Below are 24,396 nucleotides of genomic sequence, written 5' to 3'. Positions count from 1 at the left end.
GCCAAACCGGTGCTGCCCGCAGCTAAAAAATAGGGGAACCTGTAAGGGAAGGGGCATCGGCCGCCGCCGGTGCTTTTTTGTTTGGAAGGGAAATGGCTAAAATATGCAGTATTATGTTCTGTATCGTTGTTTACCGTTTCCGCACTTTTGTCCGCCTTAAAGCAGGTAAACACTGCATCGGGATTGGCGGGTCGGTCAACCAGGCTGATTTCCGTCAGCTTCAAGCCCGTGATTTGCGACTTGTTCAACTCATCGCGGGCGGTAACGCTGCCGCCGATGGAAAAGCCCTTGTAAACGCCTGTTTTGACCTTCGTCACGGCAACGGGATCGACGATATGCGCCCCGAAAAAGGTTCTGCCGTCGTCTTCCACGTTGATTTCAATCGCCGTTCCCGCCGCGTTTGAGCCGTGCATCTCGCGCACCGCGCCAAACTTCATATAATCGGAAATCGCCGCCTTCATAGCTGCCGCCGCGATAACTTTGCCGTCCGAATCGACCGCCTCGCTTGAGGCATAACCCCAAACTTTGACCGTGCCGTCGTCCTGCGCCTCTAATTTGGCGATTTCTGCGTATAACTTCGTCATTGATTTGCTCCAAAAAAAGCCGCCCCGCAAAGAGGCGGCAAAACACACCCGCTTTACCCGAAGAAATCAAGATTCAGGCATATTCTCTGACAAAACAGGCACGACGACACACCTGCAATTGGGATGTCCCGGTATCGTCAACGCGCCGTGTGAGAAAGGCTCGTGCAAACCGATTACGCCCATCTCGCCGTTGGCATTGCAAACCTCTGACACCTTGTCGTCTTTTGCGGTTATCCACTGCTTACCGGTAACCAGCCCCGTTTCTTCCCTGCCTATCAGATTGCCCATACCGTCCGCCATCGCCGTTTCCGTTCGGGCGATGGTTTTCGCGCGGGCATTTATGTAGATGTATGGGTAGATTGAGTGGTTATTTGGCGATATGAAAAGGTTTGCTTGTTGTTTCTGTTATAATTAAAAGCATCTATACGCAGAATGGTTCATATTATGTTTAATCAGGCAGCACAAGAATTGACGACTATCCGCGATATTTTACGTTTTGCAGTCAGCCGTTTTAATGAGGCAGGGCTCTTTTTTGGTCATGGAACAGATAATGCGCATGATGAAGCGGCTTATTTGATTTTGCATACTTTGAATTTGCCTTTGGATATGCTTGCCCCATATCTTGATGCAAAGCTCTTGGAAGCTGAAAAAGAGGAAGTGCTGGCGGTTATTGAGCGTCGTGCTGTCGAACACATTCCTGCTGCCTATTTGACACACCAGGCATGGCAGGGGGAGTTTGATTTCTATGTGGATGAGCGCGTAATCATACCTCGTTCTTTTATTTATGAATTGTTGGGTGACGGACTTCGTCCTTGGATAGAATATGATGAGTTGGTGCATAATGCTTTGGATCTTTGTACCGGAAGCGGATGTCTCGCAATTCAGATGGCGCATCACTATCCCGATGCGCACATTGATGCGGTTGATGTGAGCTTGGATGCTTTGGAAGTGGCAGGGATTAATGTCGAAGATTATGGTTTGGAAGAACGCATCCAGCTTATTCATACGGATTTGTTTGAAGGATTGGAAGGCACTTATGATTTGATTGTTTCCAATCCGCCTTATGTGGATGCGGAGTCGGTTGAGGCTTTGCCTGAGGAATATTTGCACGAACCGGAATTGGCATTGGGCAGCGGGGCGGATGGATTGGATGCCACCAGGCAGATTCTTCTGAATGCGGCAAAGTTTCTGAATCCCAAAGGTGTATTGCTGGTGGAAATCGGGCATAACAGGGATGTATTGGAAGCAGCGTATCCGGAGTTGCCTTTTACTTGGTTGGAAACCAGCGGGGGCGACGGTTTTGTTTTCCTCTTGACGCGCGAGCAGTTATTGGGTGAAGAGTGAGTTGAAGGGGAAATGCCGTCTGAAGACGATTTGTTTTCAGACGGCATTTTTACGACACGTTGTCTCGGGTTTGACGCTTGGCAGAGAAATCCTTACCATATTGTTTATAAGTTAATTGTTTTTTATATCGCTATTGCAATGAAAAAATTATCTCGGATTGTATTTTCAACTGTCCTATTGGGTTTTTCGGCCGCTTTGCCGGCGCAGACTTATTCTGTTTATTTTAATCAGAACGGGAAACTGACGGCGACGATGTCTTCTGCGGCTTATATCAGGCAATATAGTGTGGTGTCTGGTATTGCTCATGCTCAGGATTTTTATTATCCGTCGATGAAGAAATATTCTGAACCTTATATTGTTGCTTCAACACAAATCAAATCTTTTGTACCTAACCTGCAAAATGGCATGTTGATTTTGTGGCATTTTAATGGTCAAAAAAAGATGACAGGAAGTTTCAGTAAGGGTAAACCGGATGGTGAATGGGTCAACTGGTATCCGAACGGTAAAAAATCTGCAGTTATGCCTTATAAAAATGGCTTGAGTGAGGGTACGGGATACCGCTATTACCGTAATGGCAGCAAGGAAAGCGAAATCCAGTTTAAACAAAATAAGGCAAACGGCGTATGGAAACAATGGTATGCTGATGGCAATATCAAAACGGAAATGGTTATGGTCAATGATGAGCCAGCTAAGATTCTGACATGGGATGAAAGCGGTCGATTACTCTCGGAACTGTCTATCCATCATCATAAACGTAATGGAGTAGTCTTAGAGTGGTATGAAGATGGTTCTAAAAAGAGCGAAGCTGTTTATCAGGATGATAAGTTGGTTAGGAAGACCCAGTGGGATAAGGATGGTTATTTAATCGAACCCTAAATTTGATGCCGTCTGAAATATATTCAGACGGCATTCTTAATATGTGCAGATTGATGGCATTGTTTTTTGAAAATTTAGCAGTGGTATATAATTTTGGCTTTTAATGAATATCTGCAAGGAGAAAGCTTCGTGAATAATTCAGTCATCACCGTCATCGGCAAAGACCGTGTGGGCATTGTGTACGACGTTTCCAAAATTTTAGCGGAAAACCAGATTAATATTCTCAACATCAGCCAACAACTGATGGACGATTTTTTTACCATGATTATTTTGGTGGATACTTCAAAATGCACCAAATCGCGCCAAGAGATCTTGGATTTGTTTGCGGAAGAGAGCAAAAAACTCGCGCTTGATATCCGTATGCAAAACGAAGAAATTTTTCAAGCCATGCACCGAATCTGAAAAAAGCAGCCTGCACTCTAGTTTTCAAAGTGCAGGCTGCTTTGAATGTGTTGGAGAACAGGGCAGAGATACCATCGTTACCGGCCGTTCAGGCTGACTGAAAAGAAGGAGTTCCACCATGATAACCCTGCGCCAACCTCTAAACCGGTGAAAAAGCATCGAAACTTTGGTGCGCGAAGATACTGTGTTGCGCGACCATGAAGGCGTATATTTACAATAGACCTGCCTGCCACCCGACACGTTCGAGCTGTTTTACGTAAATAACCGATTAGATGCCAATGCTTTTATGACTGCACGCTACCAAATCGTGATCGATAACAAAGTGATACCGTGTCGTTCAAAGTGTAGAGCGTGGAGCACGGATTTTTGGCGTTTTTGCTGTCGCTTCCTGTGTTTGTGCTTGTCAAACGGCTGATGTTGCGGTAGTGGTTGGGCGGTAAAAACAAATCCAAGCAAAAGGAAATACAGGCAGTCTGCATTTCAAAATACCAAAATACGAGAATATTTCAATGAAACCCGAAAAAATACTGCAAAAAATTGTTACCGAAAACGAATATACTGCGCTGCTGCCATCAGCTTCTCAAAACGAAATATTGCGAGAAGCCCTGTATCAAAACCGTATTTTTCTCTTTTTAGATTGGAAAGGGGAGAGTGGGCAGGGTGAGCTTTATCAATTTGTCAATGAGCGTTTGGTAGCATTCGGCAAAGAAATACTAAAAGTAAAACCTGATGATTTATATAAAAAATTCGATAAAGAATTTGGCCAAGATTGGGAAAGCGGCAATTTTCTGCCCTTTGCCTTCGATTATTTCGACGGCAAACTCAAACGGCAAAAAATGCGGTTGATGTTTTTGGAAAGTGGCAGCGATGACTACACTGTGTTTATTGTTCCGAGCAACGCATGTAAAAGTTTGGAAAGAATCCAGTCTGATTTTTGGACCTTCCAAAGTCTGAACAAAGCGGCAAATTTCATCTTATATACGGTCGATTGCTCCTCCTGCGGTCAACTGTCGGCATGGGATTTGGCCATAAGCGAGCCGCCGCCGTATGCTAATCACGAAGCGGCATACTGCGATTCCTGCCGCCAACCCTTATGGGATGCGGACGGCAAACTGTTTGCCGCAGTAGAAGAAACACCGCATTATGTCTCAGAACAAAAATAAATCACAGGCAGCCTGCACCAAATAAAACCCATTCAACAAGGAATCCCCAAAAATGTCCCAAGTCCATTCCAACGAAATCCTCGAAACCATCCGCATGGTGGCCGACCAGAATTTTGATGTGCGCACCATTACCATCGGCATTGATTTGCACGACTGTATCAGCACCGACATCGATGTGTTGAACCAAAACATTTACAACAAAATCACTACGGTCGGCAAAGACTTGGTGGCAACGGCAAAATATCTGTCTGCCAAATACGGCGTGCCGATTGTAAATCAGCGCATTTCTGTCACGCCGATTGCCCAAATCGCGGCGGCGACCAAAGCCGACAGTTATGTCAGCGTGGCGCAGACTTTGGATAAGGCAGCCAAAGCCATCGGCGTGTCCTTCATCGGCGGCTTTTCCGCGTTGGTGCAAAAAGGCATGTCGCCTTCAGACGAGGTGTTAATCCGCTCCATTCCCGAAGCAATGAAGACTACCGATATCGTGTGCAGCTCCATCAATATCGGCAGCACGCGCGCCGGTATCAATATGGATGCGGTCAAGCTGGCAGGCGAAACCATCAAACGCACGGCTGAAATTACGCCCGAAGGTTTCGGTTGCGCGAAAATCGTCGTGTTCTGTAACGCGGTGGAAGACAATCCGTTTATGGCGGGCGCGTTTCACGGCTCAGGCGAAGCGGATGCTGTGATTAATGTCGGCGTATCCGGCCCAGGTGTCGTAAAAGCCGCGTTGGAAAATTCAGATGCAACGACATTGACCGAAGTTGCGGAAGTAGTGAAGAAAACCGCTTTCAAAATTACCCGAGTGGGCGAACTCATCGGGCGAGAAGCCTCAAAAATGCTGAATATCCCGTTCGGCATTCTCGATTTGTCGCTGGCACCGACCCCCGCCGTCGGCGATTCGGTGGCGCGCATCCTTGAAGAGATGGGCTTGAGCGTCTGCGGTACGCACGGCACGACAGCGGCTTTGGCATTGTTGAATGATGCCGTGAAAAAAGGCGGCATGATGGCTTCCAGCGCGGTCGGCGGTTTGAGCGGCGCGTTTATTCCCGTTTCCGAAGACGAAGGCATGATTGCCGCCGCCGAAGCAGGCGTGCTGACGCTGGACAAACTCGAAGCGATGACCGCCGTCTGCTCGGTCGGGCTGGACATGATTGCCGTCCCCGGCGACACGCCTGCTCATACCATTTCCGGCATCATCGCCGACGAAGCCGCCATCGGCATGATCAACAGCAAAACCACCGCCGTGCGCATCATTCCGGTTACCGGTAAAACCGTCGGCGACAGCGTCGAGTTCGGCGGCCTGTTGGGCTACGCGCCTGTAATGCCGGTTAAAGAAGGTTCGTGCGAAGTGTTCGTCAACCGCGGCGGCAGGATTCCTGCGCCGGTGCAGTCGATGAAGAACTGATTGCGGTTTTGATGGGAAAATGCCGTCTGAAAGGCTTCAGACGGCATTTTTGTTTATGGGCATTGGGTAAAATGTCTTTAGAAAAGAATATTGCAAATTTAAAAAATCCCTGTGTCCTTATTTCTGCTTTCTTACGTCATTCTTTTAAAGGTGGGAATCTGGAAACCAAAAAACAACAGGAATTTATCCGAAACAACAAAACCTATCCGCCGTCATCCCCACGAAAGCGGGAATCTAGTTTGTTGTTCAAATAAATTCTGAAACTTTAATTTTGTCATTCCCGCGCATGCGGGAATCTAGAAATGAAAAACGACGGGAATTTATCAGAAATGACGGAAACTCAAAAAACCGGATTCCCGCCTGCGCGGGAATGGCGGAATTTTAGGTTTCTGATTTTGATTTTCCGTTTTTGCGGGAAGGATGGGGTTTCAGATTGTGGGCATTATCAGTATTTTCTATTTGGCAATGTCTTTTACTGATTTTGTCAAAACGCATTTATGCCGTCTGAAAGGCTTCAGACGGCATTTTCGTTTGGAGTCGATTACTCGATATAAGTGAATTTTGCACGTTTGATATTGCACATCAATTCGTAAGGGATGGTTCCGGCCGCTTCGGCAACGGTATTGATGTTGACCGTATCGCCCCACAGTTCGACCTCGTGCCCCAGACCTTCTTGCGAAGCGTCCAGCTCGATGGTCATCATATCCATAGAGACCCTGCCGATGACCCGGGTCAATTTGCCGTCGACGGCGACGGGGGAATTGCTTGGGGCGCGGCGCGGATAACCGTCCGCATAACCGCAGGCAATCAGACCCACGCGCGTAGATTTGCTGGTATAAAATGTTGCGCCATAACCGATAGGGGAGTGCGGCTGTAAAACGCGTTCGCCGAAAATACGGGTTGAAAGCCTCATCACAGGTTTCAGCCTGTCATCGCTGCCTCCGAACGGGGAAATGCCGTACAACGCCAAGCCGGCGCGCCCCCAGTCCCTGCGTGCTTCGGGAACATTCAAAATAGCGGCGGAATTGGCAAGGCTTTCTTCGCCTTCCAGCCCTTTCGTACCCAAATCGAATGCTTCCATCTGTATTTCCGTCATGCCGCTTTCGGGTTCGTCCGCACAGGAGAAATGCGAGAACTTGACAATACTGTCCACATATTCCGACTGTTTCAATGCCGCATATGCCGAAGCGTAATCATGAGGGAAAAATCCGGTACGGTGCATTCCCGAATCCATTTTCAACCAGACCTTGACAGGTTTTTTCCAATGGCGGGCCAGCAAAGCCTCAAGCTGCCATTGGTTTCCGACTGCCGGCCAAAGCGAGTATTGCTCGACCGCTTCGTACTCCGATGCTTCAAATACGCCTTCCAAAAGGACAATCGGATGGGTAATGCCGCTCTCACGCAGCCTGATTCCCTCATCGATTGTCGCCACGGCAAAGCCGTCTGCCAAGTCTGCCAGCGCGAAAGCACATCTGACCGCACCGTGTCCGTATGCATCCGCCTTAACTACCGCCAACAGCTTGCCTCCGTGCATTTCCTTTAAAATCCGATAATTGTGCCTAAGGTTGCCCAACCTGATCTGCACGTTCAAAGGCCGCATAAATTCATTCCTTACCAAACAAGTGTTTATTAGCAAAATTAAGAAATCAATTGGGGAATTATAATCCAACGGAAAGGCTTTTAAAATATTAAAGAACCTTGTGTCTTCAAGCCGGGGCAGCAGTTTTCAGGTAGGAAGGCGGTTTGCTTTTCCTGATATAATCGCTTTCCCAAATTTATACTCTATTTGTTAAAATCAATAATAAATACAAGGCAATCCAAATGAAAGAACTAGATAAAATCGATTTCCGCATCCTTAAGATCCTTCAACAGAATGCCCGCATCCCGATGACGGAGCTTGCCGAGAAGGTAGGCTTGTCCACCACGCCCGTTACAGAGAGGGTGCGCCGTTTGGAGCGGGAACATTATATTTCCGGTTATCACGCCCGTCTCAATCCCCATCTGTTGGGCAAACCTTTATTGGTTTTTGTCGAATTGAAATTACAATCCAAATCGGGCAATATCTTTGAAGACTTTAAAAAGGAAGTGCTGAAAATTCCGCAAATTATGGAATGCCACTTGGTATCGGGCGAATACGACTATCTGATTAAAGTACGTTTGCCCGATATGTCTGCCTATCGGGATATGCTCGGCAATATCCTATTGCAACTGCCTGCCGCTTCGGAGAGTAGGAGTTATGTTGTGATGGAGGAAGTCAAAGAAAATCCGGTTTTGGATTTGGATTGAATATTTCAGACCGGGTATGCGGTTTGATACCTGAATGAAACATAACAACATCACGTACAGAGGCTTGTTGCTTCAGATAAAAAAATGCACACATCCAATAGAATGTGTGCCAAGTCTACAAAGGAGAAATAGAGGAGAAACTATTAACTGACTACTCGAACCAGCTAACGGAATGAATTATGCAGCTTTTCCGGTCAAAAAGCAAGCGGTTTTCTTGTTAAATTTCTTAAAGGATAGAATTTTAAACGATAAAAGTAATTAAATTTCAAAGAGGGCGGAGATAAAAAAATGCACACATCCGATTGAATGTGTGCCAAGTCTACAAAGGAGAAATAGAGGAGAAAAATCAAGCTGCATCAAGCAACTCAACGGCGGTAATTATCCGCTGTTTCTTATCTGCTGTCAATTATTTTTTGAAAATTTACCTGACCGATTCAAATTTTGCAAAAAACTTGCCCGATGGCTATCCGGTAACAAATTCTCTCAAAAGCCCGTCAATCCGCTTATTCAAAAAAATCATATGCTTTCATTGAAATAAACTTTTGCCTTTTCTTTATCGGCTGTTGCTTTTGATTCGCTAAATTTGCCGAAATTAAAATCCTCCGGATGTATTTTTTTTTGCGGGCATTGTGCGGGCAAATCGCCGTTTTGTCCCTTGTCAGGTCTTGTGCATATCGGGGAAAACCGAAATCGTCCGCACCTGCCCGGTGTCGATTCGTCCCTTGCCATCTTGGGATATATCCAGCAAAATCGGCATATCGGTATTTTGATTGGTGTGTTGAGAAAATGACCCCGTTATTTAGAAAAGCCGTTTGGCTGCTGTTTGCCGTTTCGGTCTGTGCATTTGCCGGTTCTTTGGCGGCACAGTATGTTTTGGGTATGGAGCCTTGCGTTTTGTGTATCAGTCAGCGGTTGTGCGTTTTGGCAACCGCATTGTGCGCGGCAATTGTCCTGATGTGCAGACCAAGAAGAAGGGCAGGCGGTTTGTTCGGTGCTGTCTTTATCAGCATTCCTGCCGTTACGGGTATTTCTGTTGCGGCATATCAGTTGTGGTTGCAGTCGCTGCCGCCGGGAACCGCTCCTTCGTGCGGCGCGCCGTGGACGTTTCGATTGAAGGGCTGGCCTTTGTTTGATTGGTTCGAGCCTGTCGTGCGCGGGTTCGGAAATTGTGCCGAACCGGATTATCTGCTGGGAATTGCCTTGCCTGTTTGGAGCGCGGCGTATTTTTTGGCGGTTGTTCTGACGGTTTGGTGGGTGTGGGCAAGGGCTAAATAAATCAATGCCGTCTGAAAGGTTCAGACGGCATTTTATTGTATGTCTGCTGTGCTGCGTATCAGTCCAGATTCAATACGGCGGAAGTGTAAACGTCTTGCACGTCATCCAAGTCTTCCAGCGCGTCAATCAGTTTTTGCATTTTGACGGCATCATCGCCGGCGAGTTCGGTTTCGTTTTGGGCGCGCATGGTTACGTCGCCGTCAACGGATTTGTAACCTGCCGCCTCCAAAGCGGATTTTATGCCCGCCCAATCGTTTGGCGCGGTAATGACTTCGATGGAACCGTCGTCGTTGGCAACCACGTCTTCCGCACCGGCTTCCAAAGCCGCTTCCATCAGCGCGTCTTCGTCAACACCGGGTTCGAATACCAAATAGCCCTGATGCACGAAGTTGAACGCCACGCAGCCGTCGGTACCCAAGTTACCGCCGTTTTTGGTAAACGCGTGGCGCACGTCGGCAACGGTGCGGGTTTTGTTGTCGGTCAGGCAGTCCACCATCAAAGCCGCGCCGCCGATGCCGTAGCCTTCGTAGCGCAACTCGATGTATTCCACGCCTTCCAAGTTGCCCGTACCTTTATCGATGGCACGTTGCACATTGTCTTTGGGCATATTGTTTTCGGCTGCTTTTTCCAAAGCCAGACGCAGGCGCGGGTTGGCACTGGGATCGCCGCCGCCCATACGCGCCGCAACGGTGATTTCTTTGATTAAACGGGTGAAGATTTTGCCGCGTTTGGCATCCTGACGGGCTTTTTTATGCTGGATATTCGCCCACTTGCTATGGCCTGCCATAAATTTCCTTTCTTATTTCAAATAATTAATCTGTTTTTGTCAGATTTTTTACGGTCGGCATTTTAACATAAGTTGCAAGCACCCAAAATATCCTGTTTTATGCCGTGCCGTTGTCTATGCCGTCTGAAGGCGATTTCCTCCGCTTTCCGCTTAAAAATAAAGAAATATTTTAATTAACGATATTTTACGGTATGATGGCACAGCTTCTCCCCGATTGTTGACAATTGAAGGCATCTGTTGCGGCAAATACGGTCTGCTCGCCGTGTTTCCTTATTGGAATGTCTTGGGGAAAGCAGTCATTTTAATCGTAAGATAAGGTTTATTTTATGGAAAATATATTGTCTGTTCTGGTGGGTACAGTCAATCGGTTCCTTTGGGACTACCTGTTGATTTACGCCCTTTTGGGTATCGGCCTGTTTTTTACGCTGTATCTTGGTGCGCCGCAGATTACCAAGCTGGGCGCGGGATTCAAATCCGTATTCGGCGGCTTGTTTGCCAAAGGCGATAAAGACGATAAGTCCTTATCGCAGTTTCAGGCGTTGGCGGTTGCCATATCCGCGCAAATCGGTACGGGCAACGTCGCCGGTGTGGCGACCGCCATTACCGCAGGCGGGCCGGGCGCGATTTTTTGGATGTGGCTTTCTGCCGTTTTGGGGATGTCCACGATTTTTGCGGAAGCACTGCTGGCGCAGAAATACCGCGTCGTCAGCCACGGCAAATACATCGGCGGCCCCGCGTTTTATATTACGCACGGTCTGACTCCGAAAATCGGCAGGGGCGCGGCGCGTTTTTTGTCCGGTTTCTTTTCCATTGCGTTGATTGTCGCGTTGGGCTTTATCGGCAATGCGACTCAGGCAAACTCCATCGCTTCTGCCGTTACCATTGCATTTGATGTGCCTTCTTTGGCAGTCGGTATTGTGCTTGCCGTCCTTGCGGGCATGGTTGTGATTGGCGGCGTGAACCGTATTGCCAATATTGCCCAGTTTGTCGTGCCGTTTATGGCGGTTGTTTATATTTTGTGCGCCGTCGTTATCCTGTTTGAATTTTCCGACCATATTGTGCCGATGTTCAACCACATCTTTACCGCCGCCTTCAATCCCGAAGCCGTTTTGGGCGGTGCTGCGGGTATCGGTATGCGTGAAGCGATACGTTTCGGCGTGGCGCGCGGTCTGTTTTCAAACGAAGCAGGTATGGGTTCTACGCCGCACGCCCATGCGACTGCGGATGTGAAGCATCCTGTGCAGCAAGGTATGGCGGCATTTGTCGGTGTATTTATCGATACGATTTTGGTATGTACGGCAACTGCGCTGATTATCCTGCTGACTGATGCCAACCTTTCGGGCGAACAGGGCGCGGCGGTTACTCAATTTGCCTTTAACAAGGCATTTCCGGGCTTCGGTTCGCAATTGCTTGCCGTGTGTCTGACCTTCTTCGCCTTTACGACCATTATCGGTTGGTATTATTTCGGTGAGTCCAACATCCGTTTCCTTTTCAGGGGAAGACACTTGGGCATCTATCGCGCATTGGTTCTGCTTGCCATTGTTTTGGGTACGCTCGGCAAAGTCGATTTGGTTTGGAGCCTGTCCGATATGTTCAACGGCTTTATGGTTATCCCGAACTTGATTGCCCTGTTTTTGTTGCGTAAGGAAATCCGTGCCATTTATGATGATTATTTGGCACAGAAAAAAGCGGGTCGGGATTTGTCCTATCAGTATGAATTCCACGAGTTCCACGATAAACAATAATGTCCGGCAAAGAGAAAACCTCCCAATCTTCAGGTTTGGGAGGTTTTTGTGTTTCAGACGGCATTCAGATTACATAACCGTACACGCTGACAAATTGGGTGATGCTGCCGCCCAATACGAACAGATGCCAGATTCCGTGCCCGTGTCGGATTTTTTCATCGTTTACAAACCAGTAAATGCCGACGCTGTACAGCATACCGCCTGTCGCCAGCCAAGCCAGTCCTGCCGGCGGGAGTGAGGCTGTCAGGGATTTCATTACCGCCAAGACCATCCAGCCCATTACGATATAAATCGCAATAGACAGCAGACGTTTTTCGCTTTTCCGTCCGATGGTGAGTTCTTGTGCGATTCCTGCAGCCGCCAGCAGCCATGACAGCAAAAATACCGTCCAGCCCGGCCCGTTTCTCAAAGAAACCAGTGCAAACGGTGTGTAGCTTCCGGCAATCAGCACATAAATCATGCAGTGGTCGGTTTTTTTCAAAATGCTTTTCAGTTTTCCGGCTGCAATTCCGTGGTACAGCGAAGAACTCAAATAGAGCAGAAGAAGGCTGATACCGTAAACCGATACGCTGAAGATACGGTAGCCGTCCCCGTGTCCTATGGTTTTCAGCAGCATCAGCACCAAACCTGCCGCCGCCAGAATCAAACCGCTCAAATGGCTGTAAGTATTGAAGCGTTCGCCTGCATACATCGCACAATCTTTCGGGAAAGTAGAGGCAGTCAGTTTACGCCGATACTTTTGCCCCTGTGTGGGATTTACTCTTTGCCTACACTGTGAATATTCTTGAAAATGCGTGTGTTAAAATCTGTTTTTTATTTTCAGACGGCATTTTATGTTGAATCCATCCCGAAAACTGGTTGAGCTGGTCCGTATTTTGGACGAAGGCGGTTTTATTTTCAGCGGCGATCCCGTGCAGGCGACGGAGGCTTTGCGCCGCGTGGACGGCAGTACGGAGGAAAAAATCATCCGTCGGGCGGAGATGATCGACAGGAACCGTATGCTGCGGGACACGTTGGAACGTGTGCGTGTGGGGTCGTTCTGGTTGTGGGTGGTGGCGGCATCGATGATGTTTACCGCCGGATTTTCAGGCACTTATCTTCTGATGGACAATCAGGGGCTGAATTTCTTTTTGGTTTTGGCGGGCGTATTGGGCATGAATACGCTGATGTTGGCAGTATGGTTGGCAACGTTGTTCCTGCGCGTGAAAGTGGGGCGGTTTTTCAGCAGCCCGGCGACGTGGTTTCGGGGCAGAGACCCCGTCAATCAGGCGGTGTTGCGGCTGTATGCGGACGAATGGCGGCAACCTTCGGTACGTTGGAAAATAGGTGCAACGTCGCACAGCCTGTGGCTCTGCACGCTGCTCGGAATGCTGGTGTCGGTATTGCTGCTGCTTTTGGTGCGGCAATATACGTTCAACTGGGAAAGTACGCTGTTGGGCGATTCGTCTTCGGTACGGCTGGTGGAAATGTTGGCATGGCTGCCTGCGAAACTGGGTTTTCCCGTGCCTGATGCGCGGGCGGTCATCGAAGGCCGTCTGAACGGCAATATCGCCGATGCGCGGGCTTGGTCGGGGCTGCTGGTCGGCAGTATCGCCTGCTACGGCATCCTGCCGCGCCTCTTGGCTTGGGTAGTGTGTAAAATCCTTTTGAAAACAAGCGAAAACGGCTTGGATTTGGAAAAAACCTATTATCAGGCGGTCATCCGCCGCTGGCAGAACAAAATCACCGATGCGGATACGCGTCGGGAAACCGTGTCCGCCGTTTCCCCGAAAATCACCTTAAACGACGCGCCCAAGTGGGCGGTCATGCTGGAAACCGAGTGGCACGAAGGCACGTGGTTTGAGGGCAGGCTGGCGCAGGAATGGCTGGATAAAGGCGTTGCCGCCAATCGGGAACAGGTTGCCGCGCTGGAGACAGAGCTGAAGCAGAAACCGGCGCAACTGCTTATCGGCGTGCGCGCGGAAACCGTCCCCGACCGCGGCGTGTTGCGGCAGATTGTCCGACTCTCGGAAGCGGCGCAGGGCGGCGCGGTGGTGCAGCTTCTGGCGGAACAGGGGCTTTCAGACGGCCTGTCGGAAAAGCTGGAACATTGGCGTAACGCGCTGACCGAATGCGGCGCGGCGTGGTTGGAACCAGACAGGGCGGCGCAGGAAGGTCGTCTGAAAACCGAAGCGGGGCTGCATAATGGATAGTGAAGCGCAACGGAGACACAACAGGCGCATTGCTTCAATTAGAACGGGCAAAACGTGGCTGATGAATGACAGCAAATGGCAAAAAATTTTCGATGTGGTTTTTGCAGAAACAGGGCAACAGTTTGCCAAAGCCAAAATGTTGGGCGATGAGCGGATGTATGATATGCGTTTGGAAATTTATTCGGAAGATTTACGCGGTTACAGTGATGATTGGATTGCCGGCCCGCTGAAGTTGTCCGAAATCGAATATATTGAAACAGTCCTGCCTCCTGATGTCTGCGCGGCTCGCCTGACCCAAGCCATACGGGAGCGTGGGCAATACGAATTTGAAATAAAAGACCAAACCTTGACAATATACGGATACTTATAAAGGTCGTCTGAACCCCATCTTTCTTATCACAAAACACCATGAACACACGCCCCCTTTCCCTCGCCGTCGTCGGACACACCAACACCGGCAAAACCTCGCTCCTGCGTACCCTTTTGCGCGACAGCGGTTTCGGCGAAGTCAGAAACGCCCCATCGACCACGCGCCATGTCGAAGAAGCCGCCATCAGCGACGGCGCAGACACGCTGGTTTTCCTGTACGACACGCCCGGACTCGAAGACGCGGGTGGTGTTTTGGAATGGCTGGAAAACCATACGGACAATCGTTCAGACGGCATCGAACGGCTGCAACAGTTTCTCGGCAGCCACGGCGCGCATCACGATTTCAACCAAGAAGCCAAAGTTTTACGGCAAGTCTTGCAAAGCGATATGGCAATGTACGTCATCGACGCGCGCGAGCCGGTTCTCGACAAATACAGGGACGAGTTGACCGTCCTGTCGTGGTGTGCCAAACCCGTCATGCCCGTGTTCAACTTCACCGGCGGACAGCTTCCCGAAGCGTGGACGACCATGCTGGCGCGGCGCACGCTGCACGTTTACGCCGGATTTGATACCGTCGCCTTTGATTTTGAAGGCGAACTGCGCCTGTGGGAAAACCTCGCCACCATGTTGCCCGAACGCAGCACACTCGACCGCCTGACAGCCATGCGCCAGCGCGAATGGCAGCGGCTGGACGGCGAAGCGCGCCGCGAAATCGCCGATTTCCTGCTCGATGCCGCCGCCTTCAGGCAGGAAGTGGACGAAAACGAGGATACCGCCACCGTGTTGCAGACCATGCAGGCGGAAATACGCCAACTCGAACGGCAGATGCAGCAGCGGCTGTTTGCCCTCTATCGTTTCTACCACAGCGAAATCGACGGCGGCGGTTGGATGCCGCAAGCCTTCCGCCAAGACCCGTTCGACAGCGAATTGCTCAAGCAATACGGCATCCGCACCGGCACGGGCGCGGCAACCGGCGCGCTCATCGGCTTGGGGCTGGACATCGCCACACTCGGCGGCTCGCTCGGATTAGGTACGGCAATCGGCGGCTTTTTGGGCGGCATCCTGCCCAATACCCGCACCATTTCCGACAAACTTGCCGGCCGCCAAACCTTACACACCGATCCCGAAACCCTGACCCTGCTCGCCGCCCGCGCCCTCGGTTTGCTCCACGTCCTGCAAACGCGCGGACACGCGGCACAATCGCAAGTCGGGTTGCACAGCCTTAAAGCCCCTTGGATGCCGGACAAACTCCCGCCCGAACTCCACAAAGCCCGCAGCAGGTGGAAATGGTCGTCCCTCAATACGCACCGCCCCGAAACCGACCGCGCCGAACGCAGGGAATATGCGGAGAAGCTCGGGATACGCTTGGCGGGCAAATAATGCCGTCTGAAGCCGGTTTGCGGCAGCCGGGCGGGCGTGCAATCGGGACGGGGTGCTGCGGACGGCGGTAAAAAAACGGGTTCTGCAACATACAGAACCCGTTTTCTGATGCCGTCTGAAGGCTTCAGACGGCATTTTTCCGCATCAAAATCACAGGGTGCGTGCCACTTCGACGATGTCGAAGCATTCCAGTTGGTCGCCTTCCATAATTTCATTGAAGCCTTTAATCATCAGGCCGCACTCAAAGCCCATACGGACTTCTTTAACATCGTCTTTGTAGCGTTTCAAAGACGACAGCTCGCCGGTATGGATGACCACGTTGTTGCGGATGAGGCGGATATGGGAATCGCGTTTGACCACGCCGTCGGTAACCATACAGCCTGCAATGTTGCCGACTTTGGAAACGCTGATGACCTGACGGATTTCGACCGTGCCGGTAAGCTGTTCTTTCTCTTCCGGGGAAAGCATACCGCTCATCGCCGCCTTCACGTCGTCGATGGCATCGTAGATGATGTTGTAGTAGCGGATTTCCACGTTTTCATTTTCGGCAAGTTTGCGCGAAGAGGCATCTGCACGCACGTTAAAGCCGATAATGAACGCCCCGGACGCGATGGCCAAGTTGACATCCGATTCGGTAATGCCGCCCACGCCGCTGTGCAACACGTTCACTTTCACTTCGTCTGTGGACAGTTTTTTCAGGCTGCCCGCCAAAGCCTCGTAAGAACCTTGCACGTCTGCTTTGATGATGACCGACAAAGATTGGACCTGGGTTTCGCCCATATTGTTGAACATATTTTCCAGCTTCGCCGCCTGCTGTTTGGCAAGGCGCACGTCGCGGTATTTGCCTTGACGGAAGAGGGCGATTTCGCGCGCTTTTTTCTCGTCCGCCAATACCATCGCGTCTTCGCCCGCATTCGGTACGTCGGACAAGCCGAGGATTTCGACGGGGATGGACGGGCCGGCTTCGGTAATGGATTTGCCGTTTTCATCGACCATCGCGCGGATTTTGCCGAATGCCGTACCGGCCAGCAGCATATCGCCTTTTTTCAGCGTGCCGCTTTGAACCAGCAATGTGGCAACCGCGCCGCGCCCTTTGTCCAAGCGCGCCTCGACGATGATGCCTTTGGCGGGCGCATCGACAGGTGCGGTCAGTTCCAATACTTCGGCTTCGAGCAATACGGCTTCGAGCAGTGCGTCGATGTTTGTTCCTTTTTTCGCGGAAACATCGATGAATTGAACCGTGCCGCCCCAATCGTCGGGGATGACTTCGTGTTGGGTCAGCTCTTGGCGGATACGCTCTGGGTTGGCGGCTTCTTTATCGATTTTGTTGACGGCAACCACAATCGGAACGCCTGCCGCTTTGGCGTGGGCAATTGCCTCGATGGTTTGCGGCATCACGCCGTCGTCGGCGGCGACCACAAGAATCACGATGTCGGTTGCTTTCGCACCGCGTGCACGCATAGCAGTAAAGGCTTCGTGACCCGGAGTATCCAAGAAGGTAATCACGCCGCGCGGCGTTTTGACGTGGTACGCGCCGATGTGCTGCGTAATGCCGCCCGCTTCGCCCTGTACCACTTTGGCGCGGCGGATGTAGTCCAGCAGCGAGGTTTTGCCGTGGTCGACGTGGCCCATCACGGTAACGACGGGCGGACGCGGCAATGCTTCGGCTTCCACTGCTTCCGCGCCCTCGTCCAAGAATGCTTCGGGATCGTCGGCGGCGGCAGGTTTGCCGATGTGTCCGAGTTCTTCGACGACAATCAGGGCGGTGTCTTGGTCGATGGATTGGTTGATGGTAACCATCATGCCCATCTTCATCAGGGCTTTGACCACTTCCACGCCTTTGACCGCCATTTTGTGCGCCAAATCGGCAACGGTAATGGTTTCGGGAACCAAGACTTCGTGTACGACGGGTTCGGTCGGTGCTTGGAAGGCGTGTTGGTTCGGCTCGAGTTTGAGTTTTTTGCCTTTCTTGCCGCCGCGTACGCGCTCGTCGTCTCCATTGCGTGCATTGTTGCGGTCGCGTCCGCCTTTTCCGCCTTTGCCTTTGGCGTTGCGGCCTTGACCTTCGTCATCGCGGTTGCGGCGGTCTTCTTTTTTCGCTTTTGCCGGATTGACAGGTTTGTTTTCGACGGCCGGTGCGACTGCCTGCGGTTTCTCGGCAGTTTTGGCGGGACGCTGTCTGCCGGTTTTGGCTTCCTGTGCGGCTTTTGCCTGTTGTTCTGCCTGTTGTTTCATGGCTTCGCGGCGTGCCTGGCGTTCCTGTTTCTCTTTCAACAGGGCTTCCTGGTGGGCGCGAAGTGCGGCGGCGCGGCGTGCTTCTTCATCGCGTTGCGCCTGTTCTTCCGCGCTGACCACGGGTTGCGGCACGGCAGGTGCGGCAGGTTTCGCCGTTTTTTTGGCATCTTTGCCTTTGCCGTTTCGCTCGTGTTTCGGCTTGGCGGCTTTTTCTTTGGGCTCGGCGGGTTTTTCAGACGGCATTTTGTCGGCTTGGGCTTTTTCCGCTTTGCTTTCTTCGGCGGGTTTGGTTTCCGCCGCAACGGGTGCGGTTTCGGCTTTTGCTTCGGTGGGTTTCTGTGCGGCAGGTTTGGCTTTGTTGCCTGCTTTTGCCGCTTTCAGTTTTGCCGCTTCCGCTTCTGCCTTGGCACGGGCTTCTGCACGTGCGGCAGCTTCGGCTCGGGCTTTTGCCGCGTCTTCTGCCGTCTGCTCAGTCTGGACAGGTGCGGCTTGGGTTTGGGCGGCTTTTACCTGTGCTGCCAACTCTTCGGCAGAAGGAATATTGACAGTGCGTCCGCGTTTGCGTGTTTCGACTTTTACGCCGTCAACGGTGCTGACTTCGGTTTTGGTGCGGCGGATGCTGATGGTGCCGCCGTTGCTGCCGTTTTTCTTGGTCAGGTAGGCGTTCAGAAGCTGTTTGTCGTCCAGCGTCAGGGAATCGCTGCCGCTGTTTTTGCTGACGCCGGCTTCTTTCAACTGTTTCAACAGGTCTTCGACGGGGCGTTTCAGCTCGGCGGCAAATTGTTCTACGGTTGTGTTACTCATCTGTACCCCCTTTATTTGTCTTCGGTAAACCAGTGTTCGCGTGCGGTCAGGATGACGGCTTTTGCGGTTTCTTCGTTTACACCGGTGATTTCAATCAGTTCGTCCACGGCAAGCTCTGCCAAGTCGTCGCGTGTGGTAATGCCGGCTTCGGCAAGGCTGCGGAGCATATCGGCATCTACGCCTTCGAGGTTGCGCATATCGTCGGATACTTCGCCCAGTTTTTCTTCGGCGGCAATCGCCATGGTCAGGATGGCATCGCGGGCGCGGTTGCGGAGCATATCGACGATTTCTTCGTCAAATCCTTCAATGGCAAGCAGTTCGGCGGCAGGAACATAGGCGACTTCTTCCAAGGTTGCAAAACCTTCTTGAACCAACACGTCGGCGGTTTCTTCATCCACATTCAAGTGATCCATAAACAGGCGGCGGATGGCGGCATCTTCGGCGGCGTTGCGTTCGTCTGCCTCGGCGGAAGTCATAATGTTGAGCTGCCAGCCGGTCAGGTCGGAGGCGAGGCGCACGTTTTGACCGCTGCGCCCGATGGCGAGCGCGAGCTGGTCTTCGGATACGATGACATCGACGGCGTGTTTGTCTTCGTCGATGACGATGCGGCTGACTTCAGCGGGGGAAAGCGCGCTCATGACGAATTGGGCAGGCTCGGGCGACCAAAGGACAACGTCGATGCGTTCGCCGGACAATTCGTTGCTGACCGCGTTGACACGCGAACCGCGAACGCCGATACAGGTGCCTTGCGGATCGATGCGCTGGTCGTTGGCTTTGACGGCGACCTTGGCACGTTGTCCTGGGTCGCGGGCGACAGCGCGGATTTCAAGCATGCCGTCTGCAATTTCAGGTACTTCATTGGCGTACAGTTTGACGAGGAAATCGCCGGAAGTACGGCTCAGGATGACTTGTTTGCGCCCGGTGTTGCCGATTTCTTCGACGCGCAGGAAGAGGGCGCGGATGCGGTCGCCGCTGCGGAAGTTTTCGCGCGGAATCATTTGGTCGCGCGGAATCAGCGCGTCCAGTTTGCCGGCAACGACTTCGACGATGATGCCGTGGCGTTCGACGCGTTTGACCGTGCCGGACACGATGTCTTCTTTGACGGCGAGAAACTCGTTCAGATTCTGCTCGCGCTCGGCATCGCGGATGCGTTGCAGGATGATTTGTTTGGCGGTTTGCGCGGCTTGGCGGCCGAAGCCTTCGTTGGGCAGCTGCTCTTCATAGTATTCGCCGATTTGGATGGTAGTGCCGGGAATTTCCTCTTGGATTTCCTCGATGGTTTTTTCGACATCGGGATAGGTATAGTCTTCATCGGCGACAATCAGCCAACGGCGGAAGGTTTGGTATTCGCCGGTATCGCGGTTGATTTGGACGCGCACGTCCATGTGTTCGCGGTCTGCCTTTTTCTTGGCGGCGGTAGAGAGTGCGAATTCCAGTGCTTGGAAGACGACTTCCGCATCAACGTTTTTTTCGCTTGCCAGTGCTTCTGCCAGCTGTAACATTTCACGACTCATTTTAAAAATCTCCAATATTGCTGTGTTTTAGAATTTGAATTCGGGGCGCAGACGGGCTTTGTCGATGTTGTCCAACCCGATTTGCACGGTTTTGCCGTCGAAGGATACGGTAACGGTATCGTTTTCGTAGCCTTCGATTTTACCGATAAAGTTTTTTTGACCGTCTATCGGCAGGCGGGTTTTGATTTTTGCCTGCTGACCGGCAAAGCGCACGAAGTCGGCGGCTTTTTTCAAGGGGCGGTCGAGTCCGGGGCTGGAAATTTCCAGGTTTTTATAGTCGATGTCTTCCACCATAAACACGCGGCTCAAGTGGTTGCTGACGGTTGCGCAGTCTTCGACGGTAATGCCGCCTTCTTTGTCGATGAACACGCGCAATGTTCCTTGCGCGGTCAGTTCGAAATCGACCAGTTCGTAGCCCAGGCCGGGCAGGGTTTTTTCGAGGATGGTTTGAATATCCATGCTGCTCCCTATGTACATAATAAAAAAATGGCCCCGTGGCCATTTTTCGTCAAAGTTGAAAAATCGGCGTGATTATAACCGCTTTTGCGGAGAAATGAAAGTGTTGATTTATTTTGTGTTTTTGGGACGGAAAAAGCGGGTGTAAGGGAGGTTTGTAATGGGAAATCGTGAATATTGTTGACAAAACAAATGTATCTATTTGTCGTTGGTATGATTTTTATGTTTATAAATCAATATATTGATATTATTTTCCGTGTTCGGGCGGCATGGAATCTGGCGGAGGACAGGTATTTCCCATCCTTGCACAAAGCCTGCTGCAAGCCTAAAATCGGGCGGGTTATTGTTCAGAATCAGGGCTGCATCATGTCTCTTTATCCGATTTACAATTTTTCCGCCGGCCCTGCCGTATTGCCTGAAGCCGTGTTGGAAACGGCGCGGCAGGAAATGTCGGACTACAACGGTACGGGTTTTTCCGTGATGGAAATGAGCCACCGTTCGGAAATGTTTTTGAGCATCCTGCATCATGCGGAACAGGATTTGAGGCAGCTTTTGAAAGTGCCTGACAATTATAAGATATTGTTTCTGCAGGGCGGAGCAACAACCCAATTTAATATGGCAGCCATGAATCTGGCACACGGTTTCCGCACTGCCGACGCGGTGGTAACGGGCAACTGGAGCCGTATCGCTTATGAACAGATGAGCCGTTTGACCGATACGGAAATCCGTTTGGCGGCGCATGGGGGCGTGCAATATGCCTATAAAAACCTGCCGGCGGTTGAGGATTGGGATGTTAACCCGGATTCCGCGTTTGTTCATTTTGCGATTAATGAAACCGTAAACGGCCTGCAATACCAAACTGTCCCCAAGCTTTCAGACGGCCTGCCGCCGCTGGTGTGCGATATGTCCAGCGAGATTCTGTCGCGTGAGTTTGATGTTGCCGACTACGGACTGATTTACGCAGGCGCACAGAAAAACATCGGGCCGGCAGGGGTTACGGTGGTGATTATCCGCGAGGATTTGCTCGAGCGTTGTCCGAACGATATTCCCGATGTGTTCAACTACCGTTCGCACATCAACCGCGACGGTATGTACAACACGCCGTCAACTTACGCGATTTATATGTCAGGCTTGGTGTTCCGCTGGCTGCAAACGCAGGGCGGCGTGAAAAAAATTGAAGCGGTCAATCGGCTGAAGGCGCAAACCTTGTATGAAGCGATAGACGGCAGCGGCGGTTTTTATATCAACGATATCCATCCCGATGCGCGATCCAAAATGAACGTGGTCTTCAAAACTGAAAGCGAGGATTTGGACCGCCGCTTTGTGTTGGAAGCCGAGTTGCAGGGCTTGTGCCTGCTCAAGGGTTATAAAACCGTCGGCGGGATGCGCGCCAGCATTTACAATGCGATGCCGCTCGAAGGTGTGCGGGCTTTGGCAGATTTTATGCGCGATTTCCAACGGCGTTACGGTTGATGTCCAGATGCCGTCTGAAGCTGCTTCAGACGGCATCGGCTGTTTCGGCGTTCTCCGGCGGCGTTTTGGGATGCGGGGTAAAACTGCGCTGCCGGCGGCTATCCGTCTTTTTCAATCCGGGCGTGATGCTGTTTGTGCCGGACTGTCCCGTCGGCGGCGCGGCCGGGTTTTTCCAATATGAAATGCCTTGCCCGCTTTTCCGGCAAGGGCGTTTGCCGCCCGGTTCGAATCTTGCTTCCGATGTTTTTATGTCTGCCGGACGTTTGAATGGCGGGCGGAAACCCCTGCACAGCCGCCGTTTTCTTGCTCTGCTTTGCTCCGTTGCCTTATAATTAAGAATCTTTTTCAATAATCCGGATTCCGGATGCCTTTTCCAACCCTTATCCGACACATTCCAAATGATAAAACCGAACTTGAGGCCGAAGCTCGGCTCTTCCGTGCTGATTGCCTTCCTTTCCCTGTATTCTTCGCTGGTATTGAATTACGCCTTTTTTGCCAAAGTTGTCGAGCTTCATCCTTTTAACGGCACCGGGGCGGATATCTTCCTCTATACGATGCCGGTGGTGCTGTTTTTTTTAAGTAATTTCGTTTTTCACGTCATTGCTCTGCCTTTTGTGCATAAAGTATTGATTCCGTTGATATTGGTTATCAGTGCGGCGGTGTCTTACCAAGAAATATTTTTCAATATCTATTTCAACAAGTCGATGTTGAATAATGTCTTGCAAACTACGGCTGCCGAAAGCGCGCGCCTGATTACGCCGGGTTATGTGCTGTGGATTGTATGTTTGGGCGTATTGCCCGCGCTGGCGTATATCGCCGTCAAGGTCAAATACCGCGTTTGGTATAAGGAGCTTTTGACGCGCCTTGTGCTTGCCGCCGTTTCCTTTTTGTGCGCGTTGGGCATCGCGATGTTGCAATATCAGGATTACGCCTCGTTTTTCCGCAACAACAAGTCGGTTACCCATCTGATTGTGCCGTCTAATTTCATCGGCGCGGGCGTGTCGAAATACAAAGATTGGAAGCGTTCCAATATTCCTTATACGCAATTGGATATGGCGGTCGTGCAAAACCGGCCGGCCGGCAGCCTGCGCCGTTTCGTGGTGCTGGTCGTGGGTGAGACCACGCGTGCCGCCAACTGGGGTTTGAACGGTTACAGCCGCCAAACTACGCCGCTGCTTGCCGCGCGCGGCGATGAAATTGTCAATTTCCCGCAGGTCAGAAGCTGCGGCACATCGACCGCGCACTCCCTGCCGTGTATGTTCTCAACCTTCGACCGCACGGATTATGACGAAATCAAAGCCGAACACCAAGACAACCTGCTGGACATCGTGCAGCGCGCCGGTGTGGAAGTTACCTGGTTGGAAAACGATTCCGGCTGCAAGGGCGTGTGCGGCAAAGTGCCGAATACCGACGTTACTTCGCTCAACCTGCCCGAATACTGCCGCAACGGCGAGTGCCTCGACAATATCCTGCTGACCAAGTTCGACGAGGCTCTCAACAAAAACGATAAAGACGCGGTTTTAATCCTGCATACCATCGGCAGCCACGGGCCGACATATTACGAACGCTATACCGAAGCCGAACGCAAATTCACGCCGACCTGCGACACCAACGAAATCGACAAATGCGCCCGCGCCACGCTGGTCAACACTTACGACAATACGGTTTTGTATGTGGACCAGTTTATCGACAAGGTTATCCGCAAACTTGAAAACCGCGACGATTTGGAAAGCGTGGTGCATTATGTTTCCGACCACGGCGAAAGTCTGGGCGAAAACGGGATGTACCTGCACGCCGCGCCTTACGCCATCGCGCCTTCCGGACAGACGCATATCCCGATGGTTATGTGGTTTTCCAAAGCCTTCCGCCAACACGGGGGCATAGATTTCCAATGCCTCAAGCAAAAAGCGGCGGAAAACGAATATTCGCACGACCACTATTTCAGCACGGTATTGGGGCTGATGGACATTTCCAACAGCCAAACCTATCGGAAGGAAATGGATATATTGGCAGCCTGCCGCCGTCCGCGCTGATGCCGCATATGCCGTCTGAAGCCTTCAGACGGCATATGCGCCCGAAACACCCGACCGATGACCGGAG

Annotated in this window: 21 protein-coding genes and 1 pseudogene; 14 read left to right on the top strand and 8 right to left on the bottom strand. The window is 51.4% G+C overall.

The features are described 5' to 3' along the window. Both Q3O06_RS02985 and Q3O06_RS02980 read right to left on the bottom strand, forming a co-directional pair. Window positions 1-584, bottom strand: a 584-nt coding sequence (locus Q3O06_RS02985; RefSeq protein ID WP_301817607.1) for an HK97 family phage prohead protease, incomplete at its 3' end; no start/stop codon positions are given. A gap of 66 nt (window positions 585-650) precedes the next feature. Beyond that, on the bottom strand, window positions 651-884 hold the full coding sequence (locus Q3O06_RS02980; protein WP_301817605.1) for a structural protein: 234 nt from the start codon (window positions 882-884) through the stop codon (window positions 651-653). A gap of 144 nt (window positions 885-1,028) precedes the next feature. Here Q3O06_RS02980 and prmB point away from each other — a divergent pair, with 144 nt between their 5' ends. The 5 genes from prmB to Q3O06_RS02955 all read left to right on the top strand — a co-directional run bounded on the left by prmB (window position 1,029) and on the right by Q3O06_RS02955 (window position 5,780). Further along, window positions 1,029-1,928 carry a 50S ribosomal protein L3 N(5)-glutamine methyltransferase gene (prmB, locus tag Q3O06_RS02975; RefSeq protein ID WP_301817604.1) on the top strand — a complete coding sequence of 300 codons (900 nt, stop codon included), beginning with the start codon at window positions 1,029-1,031 and terminating at the stop codon, window positions 1,926-1,928. Window positions 1,929-2,066: 138 nt separating this feature from the next. Next, entirely contained in the window at window positions 2,067-2,804 is a 738-nt protein-coding gene (locus Q3O06_RS02970; protein ID WP_301817613.1) for a toxin-antitoxin system YwqK family antitoxin, read from the top strand. Between the two features lie 129 nt (window positions 2,805-2,933). Then, window positions 2,934-3,206, top strand: a complete 273-nt coding sequence (locus Q3O06_RS02965; RefSeq protein ID WP_250580573.1) for an ACT domain-containing protein — start codon at window positions 2,934-2,936, stop codon at window positions 3,204-3,206. A 509-nt stretch (window positions 3,207-3,715) separates the two neighbouring features. Next, window positions 3,716-4,369, top strand: a complete 654-nt coding sequence (locus Q3O06_RS02960) for a DUF6630 family protein (RefSeq protein ID WP_003754521.1) — start codon at window positions 3,716-3,718, stop codon at window positions 4,367-4,369. A gap of 52 nt (window positions 4,370-4,421) precedes the next feature. Beyond that, a complete protein-coding gene (locus tag Q3O06_RS02955; protein WP_301817601.1) occupies window positions 4,422-5,780 on the top strand; it encodes a PFL family protein in 1,359 nt (452 codons plus the stop codon). Window positions 5,781-6,321: 541 nt separating this feature from the next. Here Q3O06_RS02955 and alr read toward each other — a convergent pair. Further along, complete coding sequence (alr, locus tag Q3O06_RS02950) at window positions 6,322-7,380, bottom strand: alanine racemase (RefSeq protein WP_301817599.1); 1,059 nt, start codon at window positions 7,378-7,380, stop codon at window positions 6,322-6,324. A 221-nt stretch (window positions 7,381-7,601) separates the two neighbouring features. Here alr and Q3O06_RS02945 point away from each other — a divergent pair, with 221 nt between their 5' ends. Next, window positions 7,602-8,066, top strand: coding sequence for an Lrp/AsnC ligand binding domain-containing protein (locus Q3O06_RS02945; RefSeq protein WP_301673180.1), 465 nt, complete (start codon window positions 7,602-7,604; stop codon window positions 8,064-8,066). Between the two features lie 786 nt (window positions 8,067-8,852). After that, window positions 8,853-9,341: a disulfide bond formation protein B gene (locus tag Q3O06_RS02940; protein ID WP_301817598.1), complete on the top strand. Its 489-nt coding sequence runs from the start codon at window positions 8,853-8,855 to the stop codon at window positions 9,339-9,341. Between the two features lie 58 nt (window positions 9,342-9,399). On the opposite strand, the gene Q3O06_RS02935 is transcribed toward Q3O06_RS02940, so the two are convergent. Beyond that, complete coding sequence (locus tag Q3O06_RS02935) at window positions 9,400-10,128, bottom strand: YebC/PmpR family DNA-binding transcriptional regulator (protein ID WP_301817596.1); 729 nt, start codon at window positions 10,126-10,128, stop codon at window positions 9,400-9,402. A gap of 326 nt (window positions 10,129-10,454) precedes the next feature. Here Q3O06_RS02935 and Q3O06_RS02930 point away from each other — a divergent pair, with 326 nt between their 5' ends. Next, window positions 10,455-11,873, top strand: coding sequence for an alanine/glycine:cation symporter family protein (locus Q3O06_RS02930; RefSeq protein WP_301817594.1), 1,419 nt, complete (start codon window positions 10,455-10,457; stop codon window positions 11,871-11,873). A 64-nt stretch (window positions 11,874-11,937) separates the two neighbouring features. Here Q3O06_RS02930 and trhA read toward each other — a convergent pair whose 3' ends face one another. After that, complete coding sequence (trhA, locus tag Q3O06_RS02925) at window positions 11,938-12,564, bottom strand: PAQR family membrane homeostasis protein TrhA (RefSeq protein ID WP_301817591.1); 627 nt, start codon at window positions 12,562-12,564, stop codon at window positions 11,938-11,940. A gap of 142 nt (window positions 12,565-12,706) precedes the next feature. Here trhA and Q3O06_RS02920 point away from each other — a divergent pair, with 142 nt between their 5' ends. The 3 genes from Q3O06_RS02920 to Q3O06_RS02910 all read left to right on the top strand — a co-directional run bounded on the left by Q3O06_RS02920 (window position 12,707) and on the right by Q3O06_RS02910 (window position 15,814). After that, window positions 12,707-14,065 (top strand): DUF2868 domain-containing protein, encoded by a 1,359-nt coding sequence (locus Q3O06_RS02920; RefSeq protein ID WP_301817589.1) that lies wholly within the window; start codon window positions 12,707-12,709, stop codon window positions 14,063-14,065. 61 nt (window positions 14,066-14,126) lie between these two features. Then, window positions 14,127-14,435, top strand: coding sequence for a toxin-antitoxin system protein (locus tag Q3O06_RS02915; protein WP_239991697.1), 309 nt, complete (start codon window positions 14,127-14,129; stop codon window positions 14,433-14,435). A gap of 38 nt (window positions 14,436-14,473) precedes the next feature. Then, the gene (locus tag Q3O06_RS02910) at window positions 14,474-15,814 is read left to right on the top strand and encodes a GTPase/DUF3482 domain-containing protein (protein ID WP_301817587.1); all 1,341 of its coding nucleotides are present in this window, start codon (window positions 14,474-14,476) and stop codon (window positions 15,812-15,814) included. A 150-nt stretch (window positions 15,815-15,964) separates the two neighbouring features. Here the strand turns inward: Q3O06_RS02910 and infB are convergent, their stop codons facing one another. From infB to rimP, 3 genes are read right to left on the bottom strand one after another with little or no spacing between them, the layout of a single operon-like run. Then, complete coding sequence (infB, locus tag Q3O06_RS02905; protein ID WP_301817585.1) at window positions 15,965-18,853, bottom strand: translation initiation factor IF-2; 2,889 nt, start codon at window positions 18,851-18,853, stop codon at window positions 15,965-15,967. 11 nt (window positions 18,854-18,864) lie between these two features. Then, window positions 18,865-20,367: a transcription termination factor NusA gene (gene nusA, locus Q3O06_RS02900; RefSeq protein ID WP_301817583.1), complete on the bottom strand. Its 1,503-nt coding sequence runs from the start codon at window positions 20,365-20,367 to the stop codon at window positions 18,865-18,867. A 27-nt stretch (window positions 20,368-20,394) separates the two neighbouring features. Further along, window positions 20,395-20,826, bottom strand: coding sequence for a ribosome maturation factor RimP (gene rimP, locus Q3O06_RS02895; protein WP_301817581.1), 432 nt, complete (start codon window positions 20,824-20,826; stop codon window positions 20,395-20,397). A gap of 363 nt (window positions 20,827-21,189) precedes the next feature. On the opposite strand from rimP, the gene serC reads away from it, so the two are divergent. The 3 genes and pseudogenes from serC (at window position 21,190) to Q3O06_RS02880 (ending at window position 24,329) form a co-directional block, all read left to right on the top strand. Continuing rightward, a complete protein-coding gene (gene serC, locus Q3O06_RS02890) occupies window positions 21,190-22,296 on the top strand; it encodes a phosphoserine transaminase (protein ID WP_301817579.1) in 1,107 nt (368 codons plus the stop codon). Beyond that, window positions 22,296-22,632 (top strand): annotated as a pseudogene (locus Q3O06_RS02885) (hypothetical protein). The gene serC and the pseudogene Q3O06_RS02885 overlap by 1 nt, the downstream one beginning before the upstream one ends. 62 nt (window positions 22,633-22,694) lie before the next feature. Continuing rightward, the gene (locus Q3O06_RS02880; RefSeq protein WP_301817577.1) at window positions 22,695-24,329 is read left to right on the top strand and encodes a phosphoethanolamine transferase; all 1,635 of its coding nucleotides are present in this window, start codon (window positions 22,695-22,697) and stop codon (window positions 24,327-24,329) included. The last annotated feature ends 67 nt before the right edge of the window (window positions 24,330-24,396 follow it).

It is taken from the genome of Neisseria maigaei, assembly GCF_958267405.1.
Classification (GTDB): domain Bacteria; phylum Pseudomonadota; class Gammaproteobacteria; order Burkholderiales; family Neisseriaceae; genus Neisseria; species Neisseria bergeri.
Note: the sequence above shows the minus strand (reverse complement) of the source record. Positions and strands in the feature narration are given on the sequence as shown.